Origin of the sequence: Photobacterium lipolyticum (assembly GCF_003026475.1) — a bacterium.
Lineage (GTDB): Bacteria > Pseudomonadota > Gammaproteobacteria > Enterobacterales > Vibrionaceae > Photobacterium > Photobacterium lipolyticum.
Map to the genome: position 1 here is coordinate 66,212 of NZ_PYMC01000013.1, position 16,295 is coordinate 82,506.

The 16,295-nt window shown below is 44.0% G+C and carries 15 protein-coding genes and 1 riboswitch; of the genes, 2 read left to right on the plus strand and 13 right to left on the minus strand.

Going from position 1 to position 16,295, the window contains the following annotated elements; translation table 11 throughout:
* Positions 1-11: 11 nt before the first annotated feature.
* The 7 genes from C9I89_RS16590 to torC all read right to left on the minus strand — a co-directional run bounded on the left by C9I89_RS16590 (position 12) and on the right by torC (position 8,407).
* Complete coding sequence (locus C9I89_RS16590) at positions 12-599, minus strand: carboxymuconolactone decarboxylase family protein (protein WP_107284495.1); 588 nt, start codon at positions 597-599, stop codon at positions 12-14.
* 120 nt (positions 600-719) lie between these two features.
* Positions 720-1,112 (minus strand): hypothetical protein, encoded by a 393-nt coding sequence (locus C9I89_RS16595; protein ID WP_245905508.1) that lies wholly within the window; start codon positions 1,110-1,112, stop codon positions 720-722.
* Between the two features lie 220 nt (positions 1,113-1,332).
* A complete protein-coding gene (locus C9I89_RS16600; protein WP_107284436.1) occupies positions 1,333-1,923 on the minus strand; it encodes a TfoX/Sxy family DNA transformation protein in 591 nt (196 codons plus the stop codon).
* A 123-nt stretch (positions 1,924-2,046) separates the two neighbouring features.
* Positions 2,047-2,149: riboswitch (cyclic di-GMP riboswitch) on the minus strand.
* Positions 2,150-2,339: 190 nt separating this feature from the next.
* A complete protein-coding gene (gene purR, locus C9I89_RS16605) occupies positions 2,340-3,344 on the minus strand; it encodes an HTH-type transcriptional repressor PurR (RefSeq protein WP_107284437.1) in 1,005 nt (334 codons plus the stop codon).
* A gap of 440 nt (positions 3,345-3,784) precedes the next feature.
* Entirely contained in the window at positions 3,785-4,438 is a 654-nt protein-coding gene (gene torD, locus C9I89_RS16610; protein ID WP_107284438.1) for a molecular chaperone TorD, read from the minus strand.
* A gap of 195 nt (positions 4,439-4,633) precedes the next feature.
* Positions 4,634-7,165, minus strand: coding sequence for a trimethylamine-N-oxide reductase TorA (torA, locus tag C9I89_RS16615; RefSeq protein WP_107284439.1), 2,532 nt, complete (start codon positions 7,163-7,165; stop codon positions 4,634-4,636).
* A gap of 75 nt (positions 7,166-7,240) precedes the next feature.
* Entirely contained in the window at positions 7,241-8,407 is a 1,167-nt protein-coding gene (gene torC, locus C9I89_RS16620) for a pentaheme c-type cytochrome TorC (protein WP_107284440.1), read from the minus strand.
* 201 nt (positions 8,408-8,608) lie between these two features.
* Here torC and torR point away from each other — a divergent pair, with 201 nt between their 5' ends.
* Positions 8,609-9,322 carry a two-component system response regulator TorR gene (gene torR / locus C9I89_RS16625; protein WP_107284441.1) on the plus strand — a complete coding sequence of 238 codons (714 nt, stop codon included), beginning with the start codon at positions 8,609-8,611 and terminating at the stop codon, positions 9,320-9,322.
* Positions 9,323-9,744: 422 nt separating this feature from the next.
* Here the strand turns inward: torR and panP are convergent, their stop codons facing one another.
* The 6 genes from panP to C9I89_RS16655 form a co-directional block, all read right to left on the minus strand.
* The gene (panP, locus tag C9I89_RS16630; protein WP_107284442.1) at positions 9,745-11,391 is read right to left on the minus strand and encodes a pyridoxal-dependent aspartate 1-decarboxylase PanP; all 1,647 of its coding nucleotides are present in this window, start codon (positions 11,389-11,391) and stop codon (positions 9,745-9,747) included.
* 153 nt (positions 11,392-11,544) lie between these two features.
* The gene (locus C9I89_RS16635) at positions 11,545-12,525 is read right to left on the minus strand and encodes a DUF2860 domain-containing protein (RefSeq protein ID WP_107284443.1); all 981 of its coding nucleotides are present in this window, start codon (positions 12,523-12,525) and stop codon (positions 11,545-11,547) included.
* Between the two features lie 231 nt (positions 12,526-12,756).
* Positions 12,757-13,269: a hypothetical protein gene (locus tag C9I89_RS16640; protein ID WP_107284444.1), complete on the minus strand. Its 513-nt coding sequence runs from the start codon at positions 13,267-13,269 to the stop codon at positions 12,757-12,759.
* A 209-nt stretch (positions 13,270-13,478) separates the two neighbouring features.
* Positions 13,479-13,580 carry a MetS family NSS transporter small subunit gene (locus C9I89_RS16645; RefSeq protein WP_107284445.1) on the minus strand — a complete coding sequence of 34 codons (102 nt, stop codon included), beginning with the start codon at positions 13,578-13,580 and terminating at the stop codon, positions 13,479-13,481.
* A gap of 2 nt (positions 13,581-13,582) precedes the next feature.
* The gene (locus C9I89_RS16650; RefSeq protein WP_107284446.1) at positions 13,583-15,064 is read right to left on the minus strand and encodes a sodium-dependent transporter; all 1,482 of its coding nucleotides are present in this window, start codon (positions 15,062-15,064) and stop codon (positions 13,583-13,585) included.
* 376 nt (positions 15,065-15,440) lie between these two features.
* Complete coding sequence (locus C9I89_RS16655; RefSeq protein WP_245905509.1) at positions 15,441-16,043, minus strand: hypothetical protein; 603 nt, start codon at positions 16,041-16,043, stop codon at positions 15,441-15,443.
* 145 nt (positions 16,044-16,188) lie between these two features.
* Here C9I89_RS16655 and cydH point away from each other — a divergent pair, with 145 nt between their 5' ends.
* Positions 16,189-16,278 carry a cytochrome bd-I oxidase subunit CydH gene (cydH, locus tag C9I89_RS23070; protein WP_107284447.1) on the plus strand — a complete coding sequence of 30 codons (90 nt, stop codon included), beginning with the start codon at positions 16,189-16,191 and terminating at the stop codon, positions 16,276-16,278.
* The last annotated feature ends 17 nt before the right edge of the window (positions 16,279-16,295 follow it).

The window sequence follows — 16,295 nt, forward strand, 5'->3', positions numbered from 1 at the left end:
GACACCTCATGCTATTTAATTTGTGATTCAGCTGTTGATGAATCCTTCTCATCGTCAACTTGTATAGGTAAAGAGCAGAACCCTTGCGAAGGCACATCAAGCGCGGTATTAAATTTGGCGGATAAGTTCTGGAATGCCACTAACGCCGTCAGCTCGACAATACTATCTTCATCAAAGAACTTTTTAAGTTCTGCGAGCATTTCTTCGCTAACGCGTTGGCCCGTGATTGTCATCGCTTCGACGTAGGTTAAAACAATCTGCTCTTGCTCGGTGAATAATTCGCTTTGTTGCCAGTGGGCAAGGGCCTTGATTTTTTCGACAGAGTTGCAGCGTTCGGCGAGTTTCATGCCGTTGGCATCAACACAGAAGGCACAATCGTTAAGTTGCGACACACGAACACATATTAAAGAGCGAATAATAGGAGAGATAGGTGAGGATTTACGATCGAGAAAACCGAAGAACCCCGCAACTAACCAGAACAGTGCCGGGCGCCGTCCCCACAGCAGGGCAGGGTTTAAGACTTCCCCATAATGGCGTTTTTGAAGCCAAAGTAATGGTTTAATAGAAAAGGAATAACGAGGCTTGGTTGAAATACGCACTTTGGATCCTTCTTGCTGTAGTTGTTTTGGCATAACTCAATGCTATACCAACGCAGCAACAAAGACCGGGCTAAGGGTATGAATATTTCAGGAATTTATGAAATATTTCTTATAATTCGATTAGTTGGTGGTTATTTCAACACTTTGAATCTCAACTTGCTGTGCAACCCGCGGATCAGGTCGTTCTGTAGCTAGTAAGTACCCGCAGGCCACTACAGGAATTAAAGCTAACAACATGGTTTTACCAATATGGTAATTGCGATACCAATATTTTTTAGCCCTTATCTTAAGGATCAATCCCCAAAACAGCATCAAAAGGTTAAACGCACCAATGAGGGTAAGAATATCATACAGCAGATGCAACGGTGCAAGCTGGTTGTAAACAAAAAGCATTGTCACAAACGGAGGCAGCAAACTGATAAAAATCAAACTGCGAAGTAGCTTTGGCCACTTACAAAATTTGTCTTTAAATATGTGATCTGTTTGACCCGGGAAAGGCTTGGAGCAGAACATAGCAACCTCTCAGTAAATAATACCTGCCTGATTTTACAAATATTAATATCAATTAACAGCTTATTGATGCATTTATGAACACCTTTGTGAGAGGGTTCAATATTTGACACAGCCTGACATAAGGTATTGTGAACATTTTTGCACATTCGGTTGGGGAGGGGAAAGAAAGTGATAAGTGAGAAAAAAAGAGGCGTGATACGCCTCTTTTATGGTTGATTATTTATGGTAACGCAGACAACAACTCTGTACGTCGCTGTTCTGTGATAACAGACCAATGTTTACCACTGATCGCACCTTCCAATGCCCATAACAACTCGACATTTAATGATTCTTGATGCGTTTGCTGTAAAGCTTTGTAAGCATCAAGTGCGCCAAGGTCAAAGAGTTGTTCAATGGTATCAATGCCAGCTTTCTTTAACATTCGCTCATTGGCTAAACGTAAGTTCGGGAGGTCTTTGATGCGATTAGGACCGGTATTGCTTTTGGTCTCTTTATCTTGTTGGGCTGCCGCGAGAGAACGTTTTGCCTGACAGAGAATTTTATTTGTGTCATTCCACCATTCATCAGGGATAGCATAATGCTTGGTGACAACCGGAAAACCGCGCTTCTTGTACACATATGGTTCAAGACCGGCTTCCTTAAATTCTTTTTCATTTTCAGTATTTGCACGCAAGTGTAGCTTATCGTTCACTACTAGAGCGAACATAGTTTCACCGGCAAAAATACCAAAACCGCCAAACATAGAGCGAGACTTAATGCACTCTAAACAGCCAAATAATTTTAATGAGTTTTTTAGTACTGGTTTATCCATGCTTCTTCTCGGTGAAAATTTTCTTGAGTCACCTAACATCGGAGCGAGGAAATCAGATTAGCAGTTTGCCGAATAGTTTTGTCAAATGTGTGTAAAAATTTGACCATATCAGAGCAAAAATCCATCGGTAACCCCGCTGCCATTAGTTAAGTTAGTTATAAACTACTTGCCTTTTAGGCCGGAAGCTTTGCGTCCCACTCTTTCGGGTGGTTTGCCTTGTTCGTGACTTAGCAAATTTTATCGTAAATAAGGTATTTCTTCAAGCTTTTAAAAATGCGACATTGATCAAGGTTATTTGTTTTTGTATATGCCTAGATCTGTGCCAAATTGAATTGAGTGTTTTTCCTGATGATATATTCATGTCTAAAAAAACCGACAAGTGGTGACTTGTCGGCTTCTTGTTGTGTCTCGCGGGATCAGTTTAAGTCTTTGACTGATTTCCGGATCACTAATTCAGGCGCCATTTCAAACACACGTCGGGCATGATTCTTATCTTTTACGCGTTCCATCAGAATTTCAACTGCCGTTTTACCTAAACGACGTTTAGGCTGGTGGATCGTGGTCAACGGTGGTGAAAAGTATGGTGCTAGCTCAATGTTGTCATAACCGATGATAGAAATATCGTCAGGTACGCGTATACCGGCCTGTTCAAAAGTACTGATCAACGCCATTGCCATAATATCGTTGAAACAAAAGATGGCAGTAGGGCGCTCTTCCATTGCAATATACTGGTTAGCAGCTTCAACAGCTGACTCACATTCAAAGTCGCCTTCAAGAATCCAATCATCATTCACTACCAGATTGGCTTCCGCCATTGCTTTTTTGAAACCTTTTAAACGCTCTCGGCACGTTATTTTATCAACATGACCTGACAGACAGCCAATTTTAACATGCCCATGTTCGATAAAATGCTTGGTAGCAATGTAACCACCAAATTCAGCATTGTCCTGAATCTTATCGGTATGTGGGCTTTCCGGGCCCCAGTCCATGATCACCATTGGCAGATCACTTTTACGTTCAAGCAGATCAAGTAACACTTGATCGAGGTCAGAGCACATAACAAGCAACCCATCGACACGCTTTTCAGCTAGCATGCGCAGGTAATCACGTTGCTTAGATAAGTTACCTTCGGTATTACAAAGGATCAGGGTGTAGCCTTCCTTGTAACAATACTCTTCAACACCGTGAACGACTTCAGCAAAAAATGGGTTGGTTGATTTGGTTACCAACATACCAATGGTGCGAGTCGTATTGCATTTGAGGCTTCGTGCTACGGCACTGGGTGCGTAGTTGAGTTCATCAACGGCGGCCAGTACTTTTTTCTGTGTTGCTTCTGCCACGAAGCGGGTTTTGTTGATCACGTGAGAAACTGTTGTGGTCGACACGCCAGCCATACGTGCAACATCTTTAATCGTTGCCATATTTATTCTTCTAATAATTGTAGGTCAGAAGTCTGATCCGACCGATTCTTAATTGATACCAAATTGAGTAACTACGCAATTGTCAATTACCTATTTATTCAATTTGGTACGATCGGTATTTAACAAAGTATAAAACGTCAAAAAGCCGCTTTTCTAACGAGCGGCTTGATATTAATGCTAGCCTCAAAAGGCGTTTCACTGTGTAATCGCTTGCGTTCACATTTTACTGAGTGTAGCGCACAGTGCAACGTTTCTGTATATCAAGAGGAAATTACTTGATAGACATCAACAAAATTTATGCAATATCAGTAAACCTGATTCATAACAATGCATGGAGAAATGCTGTAAAAATCTGTAATTTGCATTGAAAATTGATTAAAAAAGCCAGTATGTAATTCCGGCAGGGAAGATAGTATCAGTATTTACGGTGGCCGGTGAGGTTATTCTTCTTCACCAGCCAGGAATGCTGAGTCTAATTGACAAAATGCCACTAGCAGATTAACAGCTGCGGTATAGAAGCCAAAATTATCACGTGATTTGCAGGCTTGGGCAAAAATTGGTATCCAGTTCAACAGCATGTTGTTCACAAATGATAACTGTGCCTGCATTACTTCTTCACGCTTTTCATCGTCTTTTTGATGGTTAGCCAAAATAATCAGGTTGCCCATGAAATCCAGTTCGACAGCAATGTGATCTGCGGGTTCATTGAATTCTTTACGTTGAGCAATATTGTACTGCTCCATTAACTTGTTCATGTCTTGCGCCGGCTTATCATTGAGCAGGCCGCTTTCACCGACATACATAGAAGCATATGGCAGTGCGCCTGATTTAGGTGTGCTAAGGAATAAGCCACAAAAATCAGCAGCCAGCTCAAGCTGTGCATCTTCACGTACTTTTAAGCGGTTAATTGCCTCGCGAAATGACTCTACAGGCTGTTTGAGTTCTGGTGTCATACCAAGACCAGACAAGAAGGTGAACATCTCGTCACCGTGATATTCCATAAAATCTTCCGTCGTTAACTCACGAGCTAATAGTGAAGACATCCACCAGTAAATTTCAGCACGTTGTTCGTTGAAAGCAATATATTCTTGCATGATCACTGTCACTCCAGACACTTAAAAACCTATTCACATAAAACATGATGTTGCTAATGATTATATGTGAATAGGTTCTAATTTGGGGTAAAGAAGGGCAATGTTGTTACTCACATCGCCTATAAATTTATCAATAGCCTGCAAACGCAGGCTATTGATGTCTTTTCGAACACAGCTACTCTTGAATAAAACGAGTTATGCTAAGTCCATCGACGGGAAGAGCGGGTTGATATCCGTGACTTCTTTCGGACCGTTGAAACCCGTTACGGCGGGCACCTTACCGATATACTTCTCAATCTCTACCTGCGCAGAGGCTGCAATCGTAGCCTGCGCCAGTTTTGATGAGCCGATATCTTGAGTCAGCACGTTTGGATCGCCGTAAGTACAAAGTGTGCCTGGCTTACCACCTTCTAGCGGGCTGTACCATGCACCTTCGTGGATACGGCAAACACCAGATTTGAAGTCATCGGTGACAACAGCACCAGCCAGCACCTGACCGCGGTCGTTGAAAACTCGCACTACGTCACCAGATTGAATACTACGTGCCTTCGCATCTTCCGTGCTGATGTAAACCGGTTCGCGATCTGCAATCGCATATGTAGCACGGTGTTCTGTTGATGAGCACAGCTGCGAATGAAGGCGGTGGTTCGGGTGCGTACTCTGCATGTTAAGTGGAAATTTGTTCGAACGCGGGCCGCCGTGGCTACGCTCTGTCTTTTCAAACCACATTGGGTGACCCTGGCAGTCATCGTAACCCATGTCTGCAATGGTCTTACAGTAGATTTCAATGAGGCCAGAAGCCGTACCGAGTGGTTCCAGATCCGGTTCTTTACGGAATGACTCGTGACGAACCCACTCCTTACCTTCTGGGAACTCTATAAAGCCTTCGCCTTCCCAGAATTTCTTGAAGTTAGGCATACGAACGCCCAGACCACGGCCCTGCAGGCGAGCACCGTTGTAGATCTGCTCGATCCATTCCATCTGTGTCTTACCTTCGGTAAACGCTTCTTCGCGATTATAGCGACGGCATAGCTCACGGAAGATATCGAAATCATCTTTAGCTTCAAACAGAGGCTCAACCACTTTTGGCAGTGCGATAATACCTGCATTGGAGTGGTTACCATACTGCTCGATATCGTTACGCTCATGAGTGGTTGTTGCTGGAAGGACAATATCGGCAAAACGACAGGTTGCGGTCCATTGGTGCTCAACAGAGACAACTGTTTCCAGCTTGCGCCACGCCTTGATCATCTTGTTACGATCCTGGTGGTGGTGGAATGGGTTGTTACCACAGAAGATAGCCATCTTCATCTCAGGGAATTTTACGTCATGACCATTCCACTGAATGGTTTTTCCCGGGTTTTCGATACAGTCAACGAAACGTGCAACTGGGATGTAGGTCGAGTAACCCTTGTATGAACCATTGTGAATGGGGGCAACACCAGTAACACCACTAAAACCTGACATTAGCGGGCCGTTTGAAGTGACAGAGCCCGCATCATTGTAGTGCCAGCCGAAACCGAAACCACCGCCAGGCAGACCGATCTGACCAAGCATTGCTGCAATAACAACAAGCATCCACGCGTACTGCTCGCCGTGCTGCATGCGCTGTAAACACCACCCACCAATGATTTGAGTACGGCCTGAAGCCATCTGGCGAGCAAGAGCGCGAATGTCGTCTGCTTCGATACCACAGATTTTTTCTGCCCACTCCGGTGTTTTCTCTACGCCGTCTTTCTCTCCGGTTAGGTAGGGAACGAATTGGTTGAAACCTGTGGTGTAGTCAGCGATGAAATCTTTGTTGTACAGGTTTTGGGTATACAGGGTATGTGCGATAGCCAGCATCAACGGAAGGTCGGTTTGCGGGTTAACCGGAATCTGCTTACCACCGACGGCTTTTTGAGTTTCAGACCGAACCGGGTCAACGTAAATGACCTTGATTTCGTTGTTCTTCACTTTTTCAGCCAGCTGCTGATAGTAGGCGTACGGGCTGTGGTCCGGTACTAGCCAGCCAACCTGAAGGTTTTTAATTGGGTCAGAGCCCCAAATTACGATGGTGTCAGAGTGCTCAAGAACCAGCGGCCAAGATGTCTGTTGCTCGTAAACTTCCATTGCACCAGCGACATAAGGCAGAACTACCTGCGCAGCACCTGTTGAGTAGTCACCCATCTTTCCAAGGTAAGTACCATGTAGGCCAAGCGCGCGGCTCATCATCGTTCCTGCAGAGTGCAGTTTACCTACTGACTGCCAACCAGTGTGGCCAGCGTATAGCGCACTTGGGCCGAAGCTGTTCTGTACCCGCTCCATTTCGTGGTAGAAGAAATCCAGCGCCTGAGACCACGGCACACGAACAAAACGGTTGTCACCACGCTGTGTTGTATCTGACTTAAAACCGTGTTTCAGCCAGTCAATACGCACCATCGGGTATTTAACACGAGCCGGATTGTAAACAACTTCACGTACGCCATTGATCATCGGGGTTGGGTGAAGGTCTTTTTCGAAAGGAACGGTATCTACCCAAATGCCGTTCTCAACTTTGGCACGAAAAGCCCCCCAGTGAGAGCCAGAAAGTACTTCACCGGTGAACTTTGCTTGTGTTTCAGATGCCGCCATTGCTTTGCGTGGTGCCAGCAGGCTGGCACCCACGACAGTCGCAGCGCTCGCTGCAACCATTCCAGACAGGAAGCGACGGCGCGATACGCCCTTATTTAGATATTGAGTCGCCATATAGGAAATCCTTAAATTAAAATTCTTTTTGAAGGCGGGGGAGTGTTTTTTATCGTCAGCCCCGTCTATCAGAAATTAGTGTGCGCCAGCGCCGCCAGTGTCTTTGCCGTGATTCTGGAGGTACTTCAATAACGTACGTTCTTCAGTTTTGCTTAGACGGTAATAGGCGCTCATTGCGTTAAGGCCTGAAATCCAACCGTTCGCAGTAAAGTGCGCCGGGTCCGGAGCGGCATGGCAGGCATTGCAAGTTGCACCGTACATGTCTTCTGCGTAGTTCCAGATGGGCTGAATGTTGTCAATCATGTCTTCAGCGGTGATCCAGGCTTCAACCGAAACGTGCTGCCATACGATGTCAGTTGCGCTGTCAGTTTGCTCTTCGATTAGTTGTTCTGATGCCTTCACGTCACCACGGATTGTTGCCTTGAAGACGCGTTTACCCATGTATTCAGTCATCACACGGCCCTTACCTGCTTTTTCAAGCCAGCCGTCAACCTTGATTTTCAGCATGTCATCTTTACGTTCAAGAACCGCAACTTCAGAGGCAGGAAGAAGCTTACCTTCTGTTTTGCCGTTGGCATCAGCGGTTGCATACAGGTCTTTTTCACCAAGAGAGTAAAGTGTCTCAGCTGCTGAACCTTGAGTATTCGCCGTTACCTGAAGCTCTTGGAAATCTTTCTGGAAGCCGCCAGCCATGTTAGGTAGTTCGTGGGCAATACCTTTGTGGCATTCGATACAGTTCATGTCTTCGGCTGCCGCTTTTTTCATCTCAAATGCAGCTTTTGCAGACTGTTTGCTGTGGTCCATATCGTCATATGAGTGGCAGCTCTTACACGTCTTGGAATTCTGGCTGCTCATGCGAGCCCATACGGTTTGTGCCATATGGAGACGGTTGTCTTCAAACTTTTCGGGCGTATCGATTTTACCGGTCACGAAGTGGTGATATAGATCTTTAGCGGCTTCAAGTTTACGGAAAACTTTGCCTGGCAAGTCTTTTGGCTGGTGACAGTCAACACACTGCGCCTGAACACCGGACGCGTTTTTAAAATGGACCGTTTCTTTGTATTCTTCGTAGTTCTGCTCCATGGTGTGGCAAGAGGTACAGAACTCGATAGTCGAAGTGACTTCAAAGCCTTTGTGGACAACAAACGTGCCCGAAAGAGTAATACCGATACCGACTAATACCAACGCAAGAATTGGATACTTGCTGCTTGGTTTAATCAGCTTTTGCCAAAGTTTTTTCATGATGGAAGATTCCAGAAATAATGAATGCCTGCCGTAAAGTACGGTGACGTATAAATTTTTATGGTTTAATCTTAAAACTACGATGTGAAAAAGGTTAAGGGTTGGCATGAACAGTTTTGGGCTGTTTGTGACAGATTATTAACAGGCGATTGTTGTGCTACCGTTTTAAAAGCCTGCTGAAATATAAATAAAGAGATAAAAATGAGTCATCATGTACTTGTTGTAGAAGATGAGATTGTGACCCGTGCCAAGCTTGTCGGGTATTTTGAAAATGAAGGGTATAAAGTCAGCCAGGCGGACAGTGGCGAGCAGATGCGCGAGATTATGGCTGCTGGGAAAATTGATCTTGTGATGCTCGATATTAACCTTCCGGGTGAAGATGGTTTGATGCTGACTCGTGAGTTACGTAGCCGTTCTGAAGTGGGTATTATCTTAGTGACAGGCCGTACAGATAGTATCGATCGTATCGTTGGATTAGAAATGGGGGCCGATGATTATGTCACTAAGCCGTTTGAACTTCGCGAGCTGCTGGTTCGGGTGAAAAACTTGTTATGGCGCATGGCCTTAGTTGAAAAGGCGCGTGATGAAACCATGGTGGAAATGCACGAAGATAACATGATTCGTTTTGGTGACTGGCAGTTTGATATCAATAAACGAGCGCTGACTCATAATGGCCTGCCAGTAAAATTGACCAAGGCAGAATATGAACTGCTAGTCGCTTTTTCCTCGCATCCAAATGTCGTGCTAAGTCGTGAGCGTATCTTGAATATGTTAAGCCATCGCGTAGAAGCGCCTAACGACAGAACCATTGATGTGCTCATTCGTCGCATGCGTTCTAAGATGGAAGTTGATCCGAAAAACCCTCAAATCTTTGTCACCGTTCACGGTGAAGGGTACATGTTTGCGGGTGATTAAAATTCGCTGAAATTGATTGTTTGCAATGAGAAAATCATTATCTATTGCGCTGTCATAACTTGTAATAAATTAGTCAGCATACTTTGAATGCTGGCTTTTTTTCTAGCTAAATATCGGTACAATTTTGATTTCAGACAAGCAATATTAATAAGAGTTAATGGGTTTAACATTCTGGCTTGGTATTGACCATGTAGCTCGCTAATGTATTGGCGTGTTTATATTTGGCAGGTCAATCGAATTAACATGGGGTTCACTTGGTTTGAGTGTGAAGTAGAAGAATATAATTAGATGAATTTTGATGTGGAGCGACTATATCTGCAAATCAGCGCCTGGAAATTCTCGCTGAAACGAGCATCTTGAGGTAACTTGGGTATAAATAAAGCCTGACATTGGTCAGGCTTTTTTAGTTCAAGATGCAGCGTTTATTGGCGCAAAATACGTGCGGTGAGTTGACGTATTTGAGGCAAGCTATGAAGGCTTTCTTGTGCGAGCTCTTTCTGCTCCTCAAGGACACTTTTAAGAATGTCATTTGTCGTTAAAGGATTCGCCAGCACAACCCGGAAAACCGTGGTGATTTTGTGACCCCACTTTTCCGGTGTCAGGCGTGTTCGCGATACAAATGATTTTCCAGATTCACGCTGTCTTTTCTGAATGAATTTTGTCAGATCATTCAGAGCTTCCAGCAATACAAGCCTGTCTCCGGTATTTGCTACCTGAAGGGCTTTTTGTGTTTCCGCAGGCACGTAACGATAGGTCAGCAGGCATAATTCAGGTTCAGTGATAAGTTCAAAATCAGGGTCTTGCTTGATCAGTTCTGCAAAGTATTTGGCCTTTTCAATACTGTTATTGATCAGCATTTCGTAGCCCGGGCGGCTAATAATGTTCATGCTGGCGAACAGCAGCATGGCCATGCCGCTCCGCGATCCTTCTAACGTATGGCTACCCAGATCTTTCGATCCTTTACGTAATATATATTCGGCATGATGCTCAATCGCAGCCACGGAAGCTGGATTCTTGAAAATTACCATACCCGCACCCATCGGCACATACAGTTGTTTATGGGCATCAATCGTTACCGAATCAGCGCGCTCTATTCCTTTGAGTAATGGACGATATTTGTTAGACATCAAGGTCGCACCGCCCCAAGCGGCATCAACATGGAAATGGCAGTCATGTTCAACAGCAATGTCTGCGAGTTGATCAAGTGGATCAATATTGCCTGTTTCCGTAGTGCCTGCTACACCCACAATCGCGAAAGGCTTAATGTTTCTCGCTTTCAGTGAGTTGAGGGTGGCTCTGAGTTCGTCAAGACGGACACGATTATTGTCATCCGTTTTAACCGGAATAACACAGTCGCGACCAATGCCAAGTACATCTGCGGCTTTCTTTAAGGAGTAATGGCCACGTTCAGACACCAACACAGCCAGGTCATCATAGCCGTAATGCTTCATTGCTCGGAATAGTCCTTCCTGGGCAACACCGCGAAATTCGCCGTCAGGCTTCAATACGTTATTACGGGCAACCCAGAGCGCAGTGATGTTTGCGATCGTTCCACCGGAGCAAAACGCACCGAGAGAGTGGTTAGCGCTATGCATCCATTGCTGATAAAAACTCTCGTCTTCATTGAAGATTAAGTTATGGATCATCCCCAGAACCTGACGTTCCAATGGGGTGAATGCCTTTGATGTCTCGATCTTAACCAGGTTTTGGTTCAGACCAATCATGATTTTTGATAGAGGCATCAGAAAATAAGGCAAGGCTGAGGTCATGTGACCAATAAAACTCGGCGCAGAAGTATGCACCGATTGGGCAACCAGCTTATTCAGTAAAAATTGGGTGTGATCGGAAACGAAGGTTGGACTTTCAGGAATATCAGCAGAAGAAAAGTCCTTTTCAATCTCAGCAAGCGGTTTTTCACTCGCGGCAATATGGGTACGCAAAAACTCATTCAGGTTCTGCGATATTTTTTGCTCAATCAATCCTAGGGTTGATTCGGGTGCTTCCGGCACTGTAAAAATGCGATGCAAAGATTCTAACGACGCATCGGCTTTTCTGTTATCCACTGCCATAATAAATTGGTACTTTCGGTTAACTTCCGCAAATTATTGCTAATTTAATGGAATTTGGTATCGATGTCTCGAAAAATTTCCACATTGATATAGGAATTACGTATCAAACTCAGGCGAGAGTATTGATATTACTAATCAGTATTTTGGCTGAAATCAAAATGTATAGTTAACACCAACCGTCATTACAAGTGATTTTTCATCATAAAAATTGATGGTTGAGTTGCTATTGTTGTAACCAATCAATGATACTAGCCCCCAATTATTCCAGCCAAATGGTTTATTGTATGCGTAAGCAAGGAAAGCCCCCCAGCGGTCATCCTCCTGACGTTGATCGAATACCGGGTTGTCACCATCAAATCGGGCAAGATCATAGCTTAAGGTAAGCGCAAGGCTTGCGCTTGGCAACAACTGGATAATCCCTATTTCTGCACCGTAGACATCACTGGCCATTGCTTCACCATCGGCATCTATACGAGTGTAGTTCAACGCACTGCGCAAAAAGCGTTTAGCGCTGATGGGGTAGCGATAAGCACTTTCCAGATACAAGATGTTGCCTTCTCTTTCTAATAACGCTTGCTCTTGAAGAGTATAATTACCTTGGCCACTTTTTTCGTTATCAATCTTTTGCTGGCCCGTGGCGACTTCGACAGAAAAATCAGAGCCTAAAATATTGTCGTATTGAAAGCGTAACCCCTGAATGTTTGAATCGGTCTTTTTGCGAGGCTGATTTTCGATATATGGATCCTGCCATGTTGTCTCACTAAGCAGGCCGGGTAGATAGCTGATACTGATCATGCCGTTTTGTTGCAGCGATTGCCGGTAACCTAATTCAACGTGGAAACGGCCCAAAGCGACATCGGAACGACTTGTACCAAAGAATAGCTGTTTATCAGCACCGCTAAAGGTGTATTGCAGCGAGCCCAAAGGGGCCGTCAGGGCTTCAGTCTTTTTATCACCAGACCGTAACAGTGAGGAGGTTGTTTCATTGTCAGTATTAAACTGCGAAGTCGTTTGGGTAAACCCCGTCAGTAGGGAGATATCGCCGCTAAATCCAGGTTGCCATTTTTGGCCAGGTTGAGCCATAACAGGCGCAGAGGCCAGACAGATGAGCAGGCCTAAGTAAAGAGGCTTCATTTTGATTCCTTATCAAAAAAGAATAATATTTAATGCAATTATTCAAATGGTTAGGGGGTTTATACATAATTGCAGAATATGGCATGTCAGTAAATTGCAAAATATCCACCTTAGCTGAAAACCGCCAGCTTTACAGGTGATTACGAGCTGTACCGAACAATTAATGCAGAGGAAAACTCTCGCCGATAAATATCGACGAGCTTCGCAGGTGACGGTGTTAATCAATCAGGATTATTTACATTCGATGTCAGCGACCTTTGTCATTTTTTCGTTATAGGCGCTAAGCGGCTTATCAATGTTACCTGGATGGGTGAGAAGCTCTGCAAATGCACTACGAAGCTCATAGTTTTTTGCGTGAGGCTTACTTTGGCGATCTTCAAACGCTTTCTTAGCGTAAACACCAAGATCATTTTGTTGCTGCGACAGTTTCTTAACGTCGTTTTGGGTTAGTTGCAGCCAAGATTCAACGGATTGAGATAAGTCTAAGCGACTTTTGTCATTATCTAAATACCAGTCAACGGCTTCGCGGTTGAGTTCAAAGTGATGTTTACGGCCTTCTAAAAACCATTCCCCAACATCTTTAAGGCCCTCGTCTTTCTGTACAGCCAAATCAACCAGGCTTTGATACCAACTAAGCGATGCATCAACATACTGGTGATATTTATCGCTATAGCAACTGCCTGTTGAAGCTAATACAGTACCCGGAAGCAGTACGAATGAAAGAATTACAGCAGGTAACTTCATTGCCTATCCTTGAAATGCCAGTATTGATTGTTGTGTAACGATTGTAACGGGATGATTGTCAAAAAGAAAAGGATTCTTTACAGGAATGATTTGTGGCTAACAATTATCTGTATTGACAACCATTTTTTCGTTGGCGGCAGTTATTAAAAAAGAGGCCCAATGAGCCTCTTTATTTGGTACTAGTTAATCTTATGATTCTCTAATTTGAATTACTTGCCGTTTTTCTTCATTGCCAAGGAGATGCAGTAAGCTGCGCCACCCCAGGTAATACCAAAGCCAAACAGCATCATGATAATTGCACCTGTTGTCATAATTAACCCTCCAGCTGGCTTTGTGGTTTGGATGTCAGGTTGATGACAACTGCAGCTACAAACATTGCTGCAATCAGTCCCCAACCAAGTAGTAGCAAGTCAGACAGCGCGTAGCCACCGTAACCATCACTTAATGTATTTGAAAGATTAGTAATAAGGATCAGTGCCAACATTGCCGGGCTCAGGAAGCGGATACAAACTTCGAACCACTTACCAATGCTGAATTCAGAGAGATTGTTTGCATATTCCCTAATATCAGCCATTTTCAGTAACCAGCCAATCACAATTAATTCGATCAGACAGCTTGTTAGCAGTGCCACGTTATTAATGAAGTAATCAACCAAATCAAGCAGTAGTAGACCCCCGTTTGTTGCGAATGCCATGGATACGATAAAGCCGACACCACATACAACAGATGCGGCTTTCTTACGTGTCCAGTTCAACTTGTCAATGATTGCAGAAGTTACTGCTTCAATGATTGAAATATGTGAGCTCAGGCCTGCAACAACCAGAGCCAGGAAGAACAACGGACCAAGAATGTATGGAGCCGGTAATAAGTTAATAGCAGCCGGAATGGTGACAAAGGCCAGACCTACGCCCGCGGAGACCACTTCTGTCAGAGGTTTGGCTTGTTCCTGTGCCATATAACCCAATACCGCGAAGACAAGAACACCAGCAGTAATTGAGAAGCCACAGTTAATCAGTACTGTCATGAATGCATTGTTATTGATGTCAGATTTTTCTGGCAGATAACTTGAGTAAGCAATCATGATGGAAAAACCGACACTTAGGGTGAAGAAGATCTGTCCGTATGCCGCTGACCATACTTTAGCATCGAGAATTTTGCTGAAATCTGGTTGGAATAGATAGTTAAGTCCATCTAATGCACCAGGCAGGAACAATACCCGAGTGATTAAGCCAAGCACCATAATAAATAATAAGGGCATCATGATCTTACTGGCACGTTCAATACCGCTTTTAACACCGGTAAAGATAGCTGCAAAAGTAATACCCCACGCAAGAATCATTGGAAATGCAATGTGCGTCTGCAGGAAGCCCAGCTTAGTTGGTGAGTTATCACCTAATTGTAAGTATTCGCCAAAGAAGAAGGCATTCGTGTCCGCTCCCCAGCTTTGGGTGAATGAAAAGCCAAGGTAAGAGATAGCCCAGCCAATGACCGCGACATAATAGACCGCAATAACTGCGGCGATAAATACCTGGAACCACCCCAGCCATTCAAGCTTGCCACCCAGCTTAGCGAATGCGCGAGGAGCGGCACCTCGTAGCTTGTGACCCAGAGTAAACTCCATGATCATAAAAGGAATACCGGCGGAAATCATGGCAAAAAGGTAAGGGATAAAAAATGCGCCACCGCCATTTTCATAAGCCATATACGGGAATCGCCAAATATTACCAAGACCGATGGCTGAGCCAACGGCAGCTAAGATAAACCCGGCACGGGAACCCCATTGTTCACGTTTCATAAACATCTCCTTATGTACTGCTATTCTCTATGAAACTTAATTTTATTAGAGATATATTCTCTAATTCATCGTCCTGCTCCGTGGAATATGGATTGATAGACCACGTAATGAGATGAGATTAACCAGAGATAATTTGTAAAGCAATAGATTGCGTGTTTGTTAATGCTGTGGGGTTGTGGTGTTAACGATTGGTTTTTTGCTCTATAGATTATCGAATAGTGGGGTGTGAGGGCATCAAGTTGGCATAAATCACTATATATAACACAAAAAACAGGTGTTAATTTTATTTCAAAACGCTTGTAAAAATGACTGCAAAATAGACAAAAACTAGTAGCTAGGCTCGTAAATAGTATTAAAAGGCCATATAAATTGGTAACTAGAAAGAAAAGCTAACGCCAATATTGGTTTGGACCTGGCTGAGGATTTTTGAATCGACGATTATGTGGCAGGTTTGGTTTCCTGCTGGTAAGTGGCAGATAGCGGTTGTATGGCTGTCGATGAAGTTTGCTAACCAGCGACCTTCAAAAACAATTTTGGCATTTTTATGCACTCTGTATTCAGCCCCGCCAAATAAACCGCCAGAGAATAAGACACTGTTTTCAGACCAATCGGCATCAACAAAGCTTGCGCCTAGGCTTGCACCAAAAAAAGCGCCTAGTTTTGTCTTCGCTTCATAGCGCAGAGAGCTTTGGAAATGTAAGTATGTAAAGGATCCGTCTCCTTCAATCCCTTTCATTTCAGTAGCCTGATGGCTTAAAAAAAGCCCCACACGGCCTGGTTCGACATTTGTTTCTACGGCCATTGCGAAATGTGGGTCGTTTCCTGGCTGAATTTTTATGCCATTTTCATCTTTTATCTGATTAGAAAAGGTATAGCCAATATAAGGCGTAATGTATATTGGTTGCTCGGCAAGAGCATGGGGTGTGACGAAGGCAAATATAATACATCCTAGAACGCATGGTGATGCCGGTAACTTCATTGTTGTTTCTCATTGTTATGCTTCTATATTATGTTTAATTGTGACAGCTATCCTGAAATCTTGCATTTAATTTGATGATAATCTTGAAGTTCCCCCGAACTCAGGTTACTGTTGTGTTAATTTGTTGTTGTGGTTTGGGGGTGGTATGGATAAGGATCTGAAATTTGCAATTATTGCAGCAGTTGTAACATTTACTATCTTGATTGGGTTCGGCCTCACTGCGATTACAGCGTAACCTGTTAGGGTTGTTTA

Bases quoted from the DNA above. Each gene is read 5' to 3' on its own strand.
- C9I89_RS16595 (WP_245905508.1), bottom strand. From the start codon at position 1,112: ATGTTCTGCTCCAAGCCTTTCCCGGGTCAAACAGATCACATATTTAAA.
- C9I89_RS16640 (WP_107284444.1), bottom strand. From the start codon at position 13,269: ATGAAGTTACCTGCTGTAATTCTTTCATTCGTACTGCTTCCGGGTACT.
- C9I89_RS16600 (WP_107284436.1), bottom strand. From the start codon at position 1,923: ATGGATAAACCAGTACTAAAAAACTCATTAAAATTATTTGGCTGTTTA.
- torA (WP_107284439.1), bottom strand. From the start codon at position 7,165: ATGGCGACTCAATATCTAAATAAGGGCGTATCGCGCCGTCGCTTCCTG.
- C9I89_RS16645 (WP_107284445.1), bottom strand. From the start codon at position 13,580: ATGACAACAGGTGCAATTATCATGATGCTGTTTGGCTTTGGTATTACC.
- C9I89_RS16635 (WP_107284443.1), bottom strand. From the start codon at position 12,525: ATGAAGCCTCTTTACTTAGGCCTGCTCATCTGTCTGGCCTCTGCGCCT.
- cydH (WP_107284447.1), top strand. From the start codon at position 16,189: ATGGATAAGGATCTGAAATTTGCAATTATTGCAGCAGTTGTAACATTT.
- panP (WP_107284442.1), bottom strand. From the start codon at position 11,391: ATGGCAGTGGATAACAGAAAAGCCGATGCGTCGTTAGAATCTTTGCAT.
- torR (WP_107284441.1), top strand. From the start codon at position 8,609: ATGAGTCATCATGTACTTGTTGTAGAAGATGAGATTGTGACCCGTGCC.
- torD (WP_107284438.1), bottom strand. From the start codon at position 4,438: ATGCAAGAATATATTGCTTTCAACGAACAACGTGCTGAAATTTACTGG.
- C9I89_RS16655 (WP_245905509.1), bottom strand. From the start codon at position 16,043: ATGAAGTTACCGGCATCACCATGCGTTCTAGGATGTATTATATTTGCC.
- torC (WP_107284440.1), bottom strand. From the start codon at position 8,407: ATGAAAAAACTTTGGCAAAAGCTGATTAAACCAAGCAGCAAGTATCCA.
- purR (WP_107284437.1), bottom strand. From the start codon at position 3,344: ATGGCAACGATTAAAGATGTTGCACGTATGGCTGGCGTGTCGACCACA.
- C9I89_RS16650 (WP_107284446.1), bottom strand. From the start codon at position 15,064: ATGAAACGTGAACAATGGGGTTCCCGTGCCGGGTTTATCTTAGCTGCC.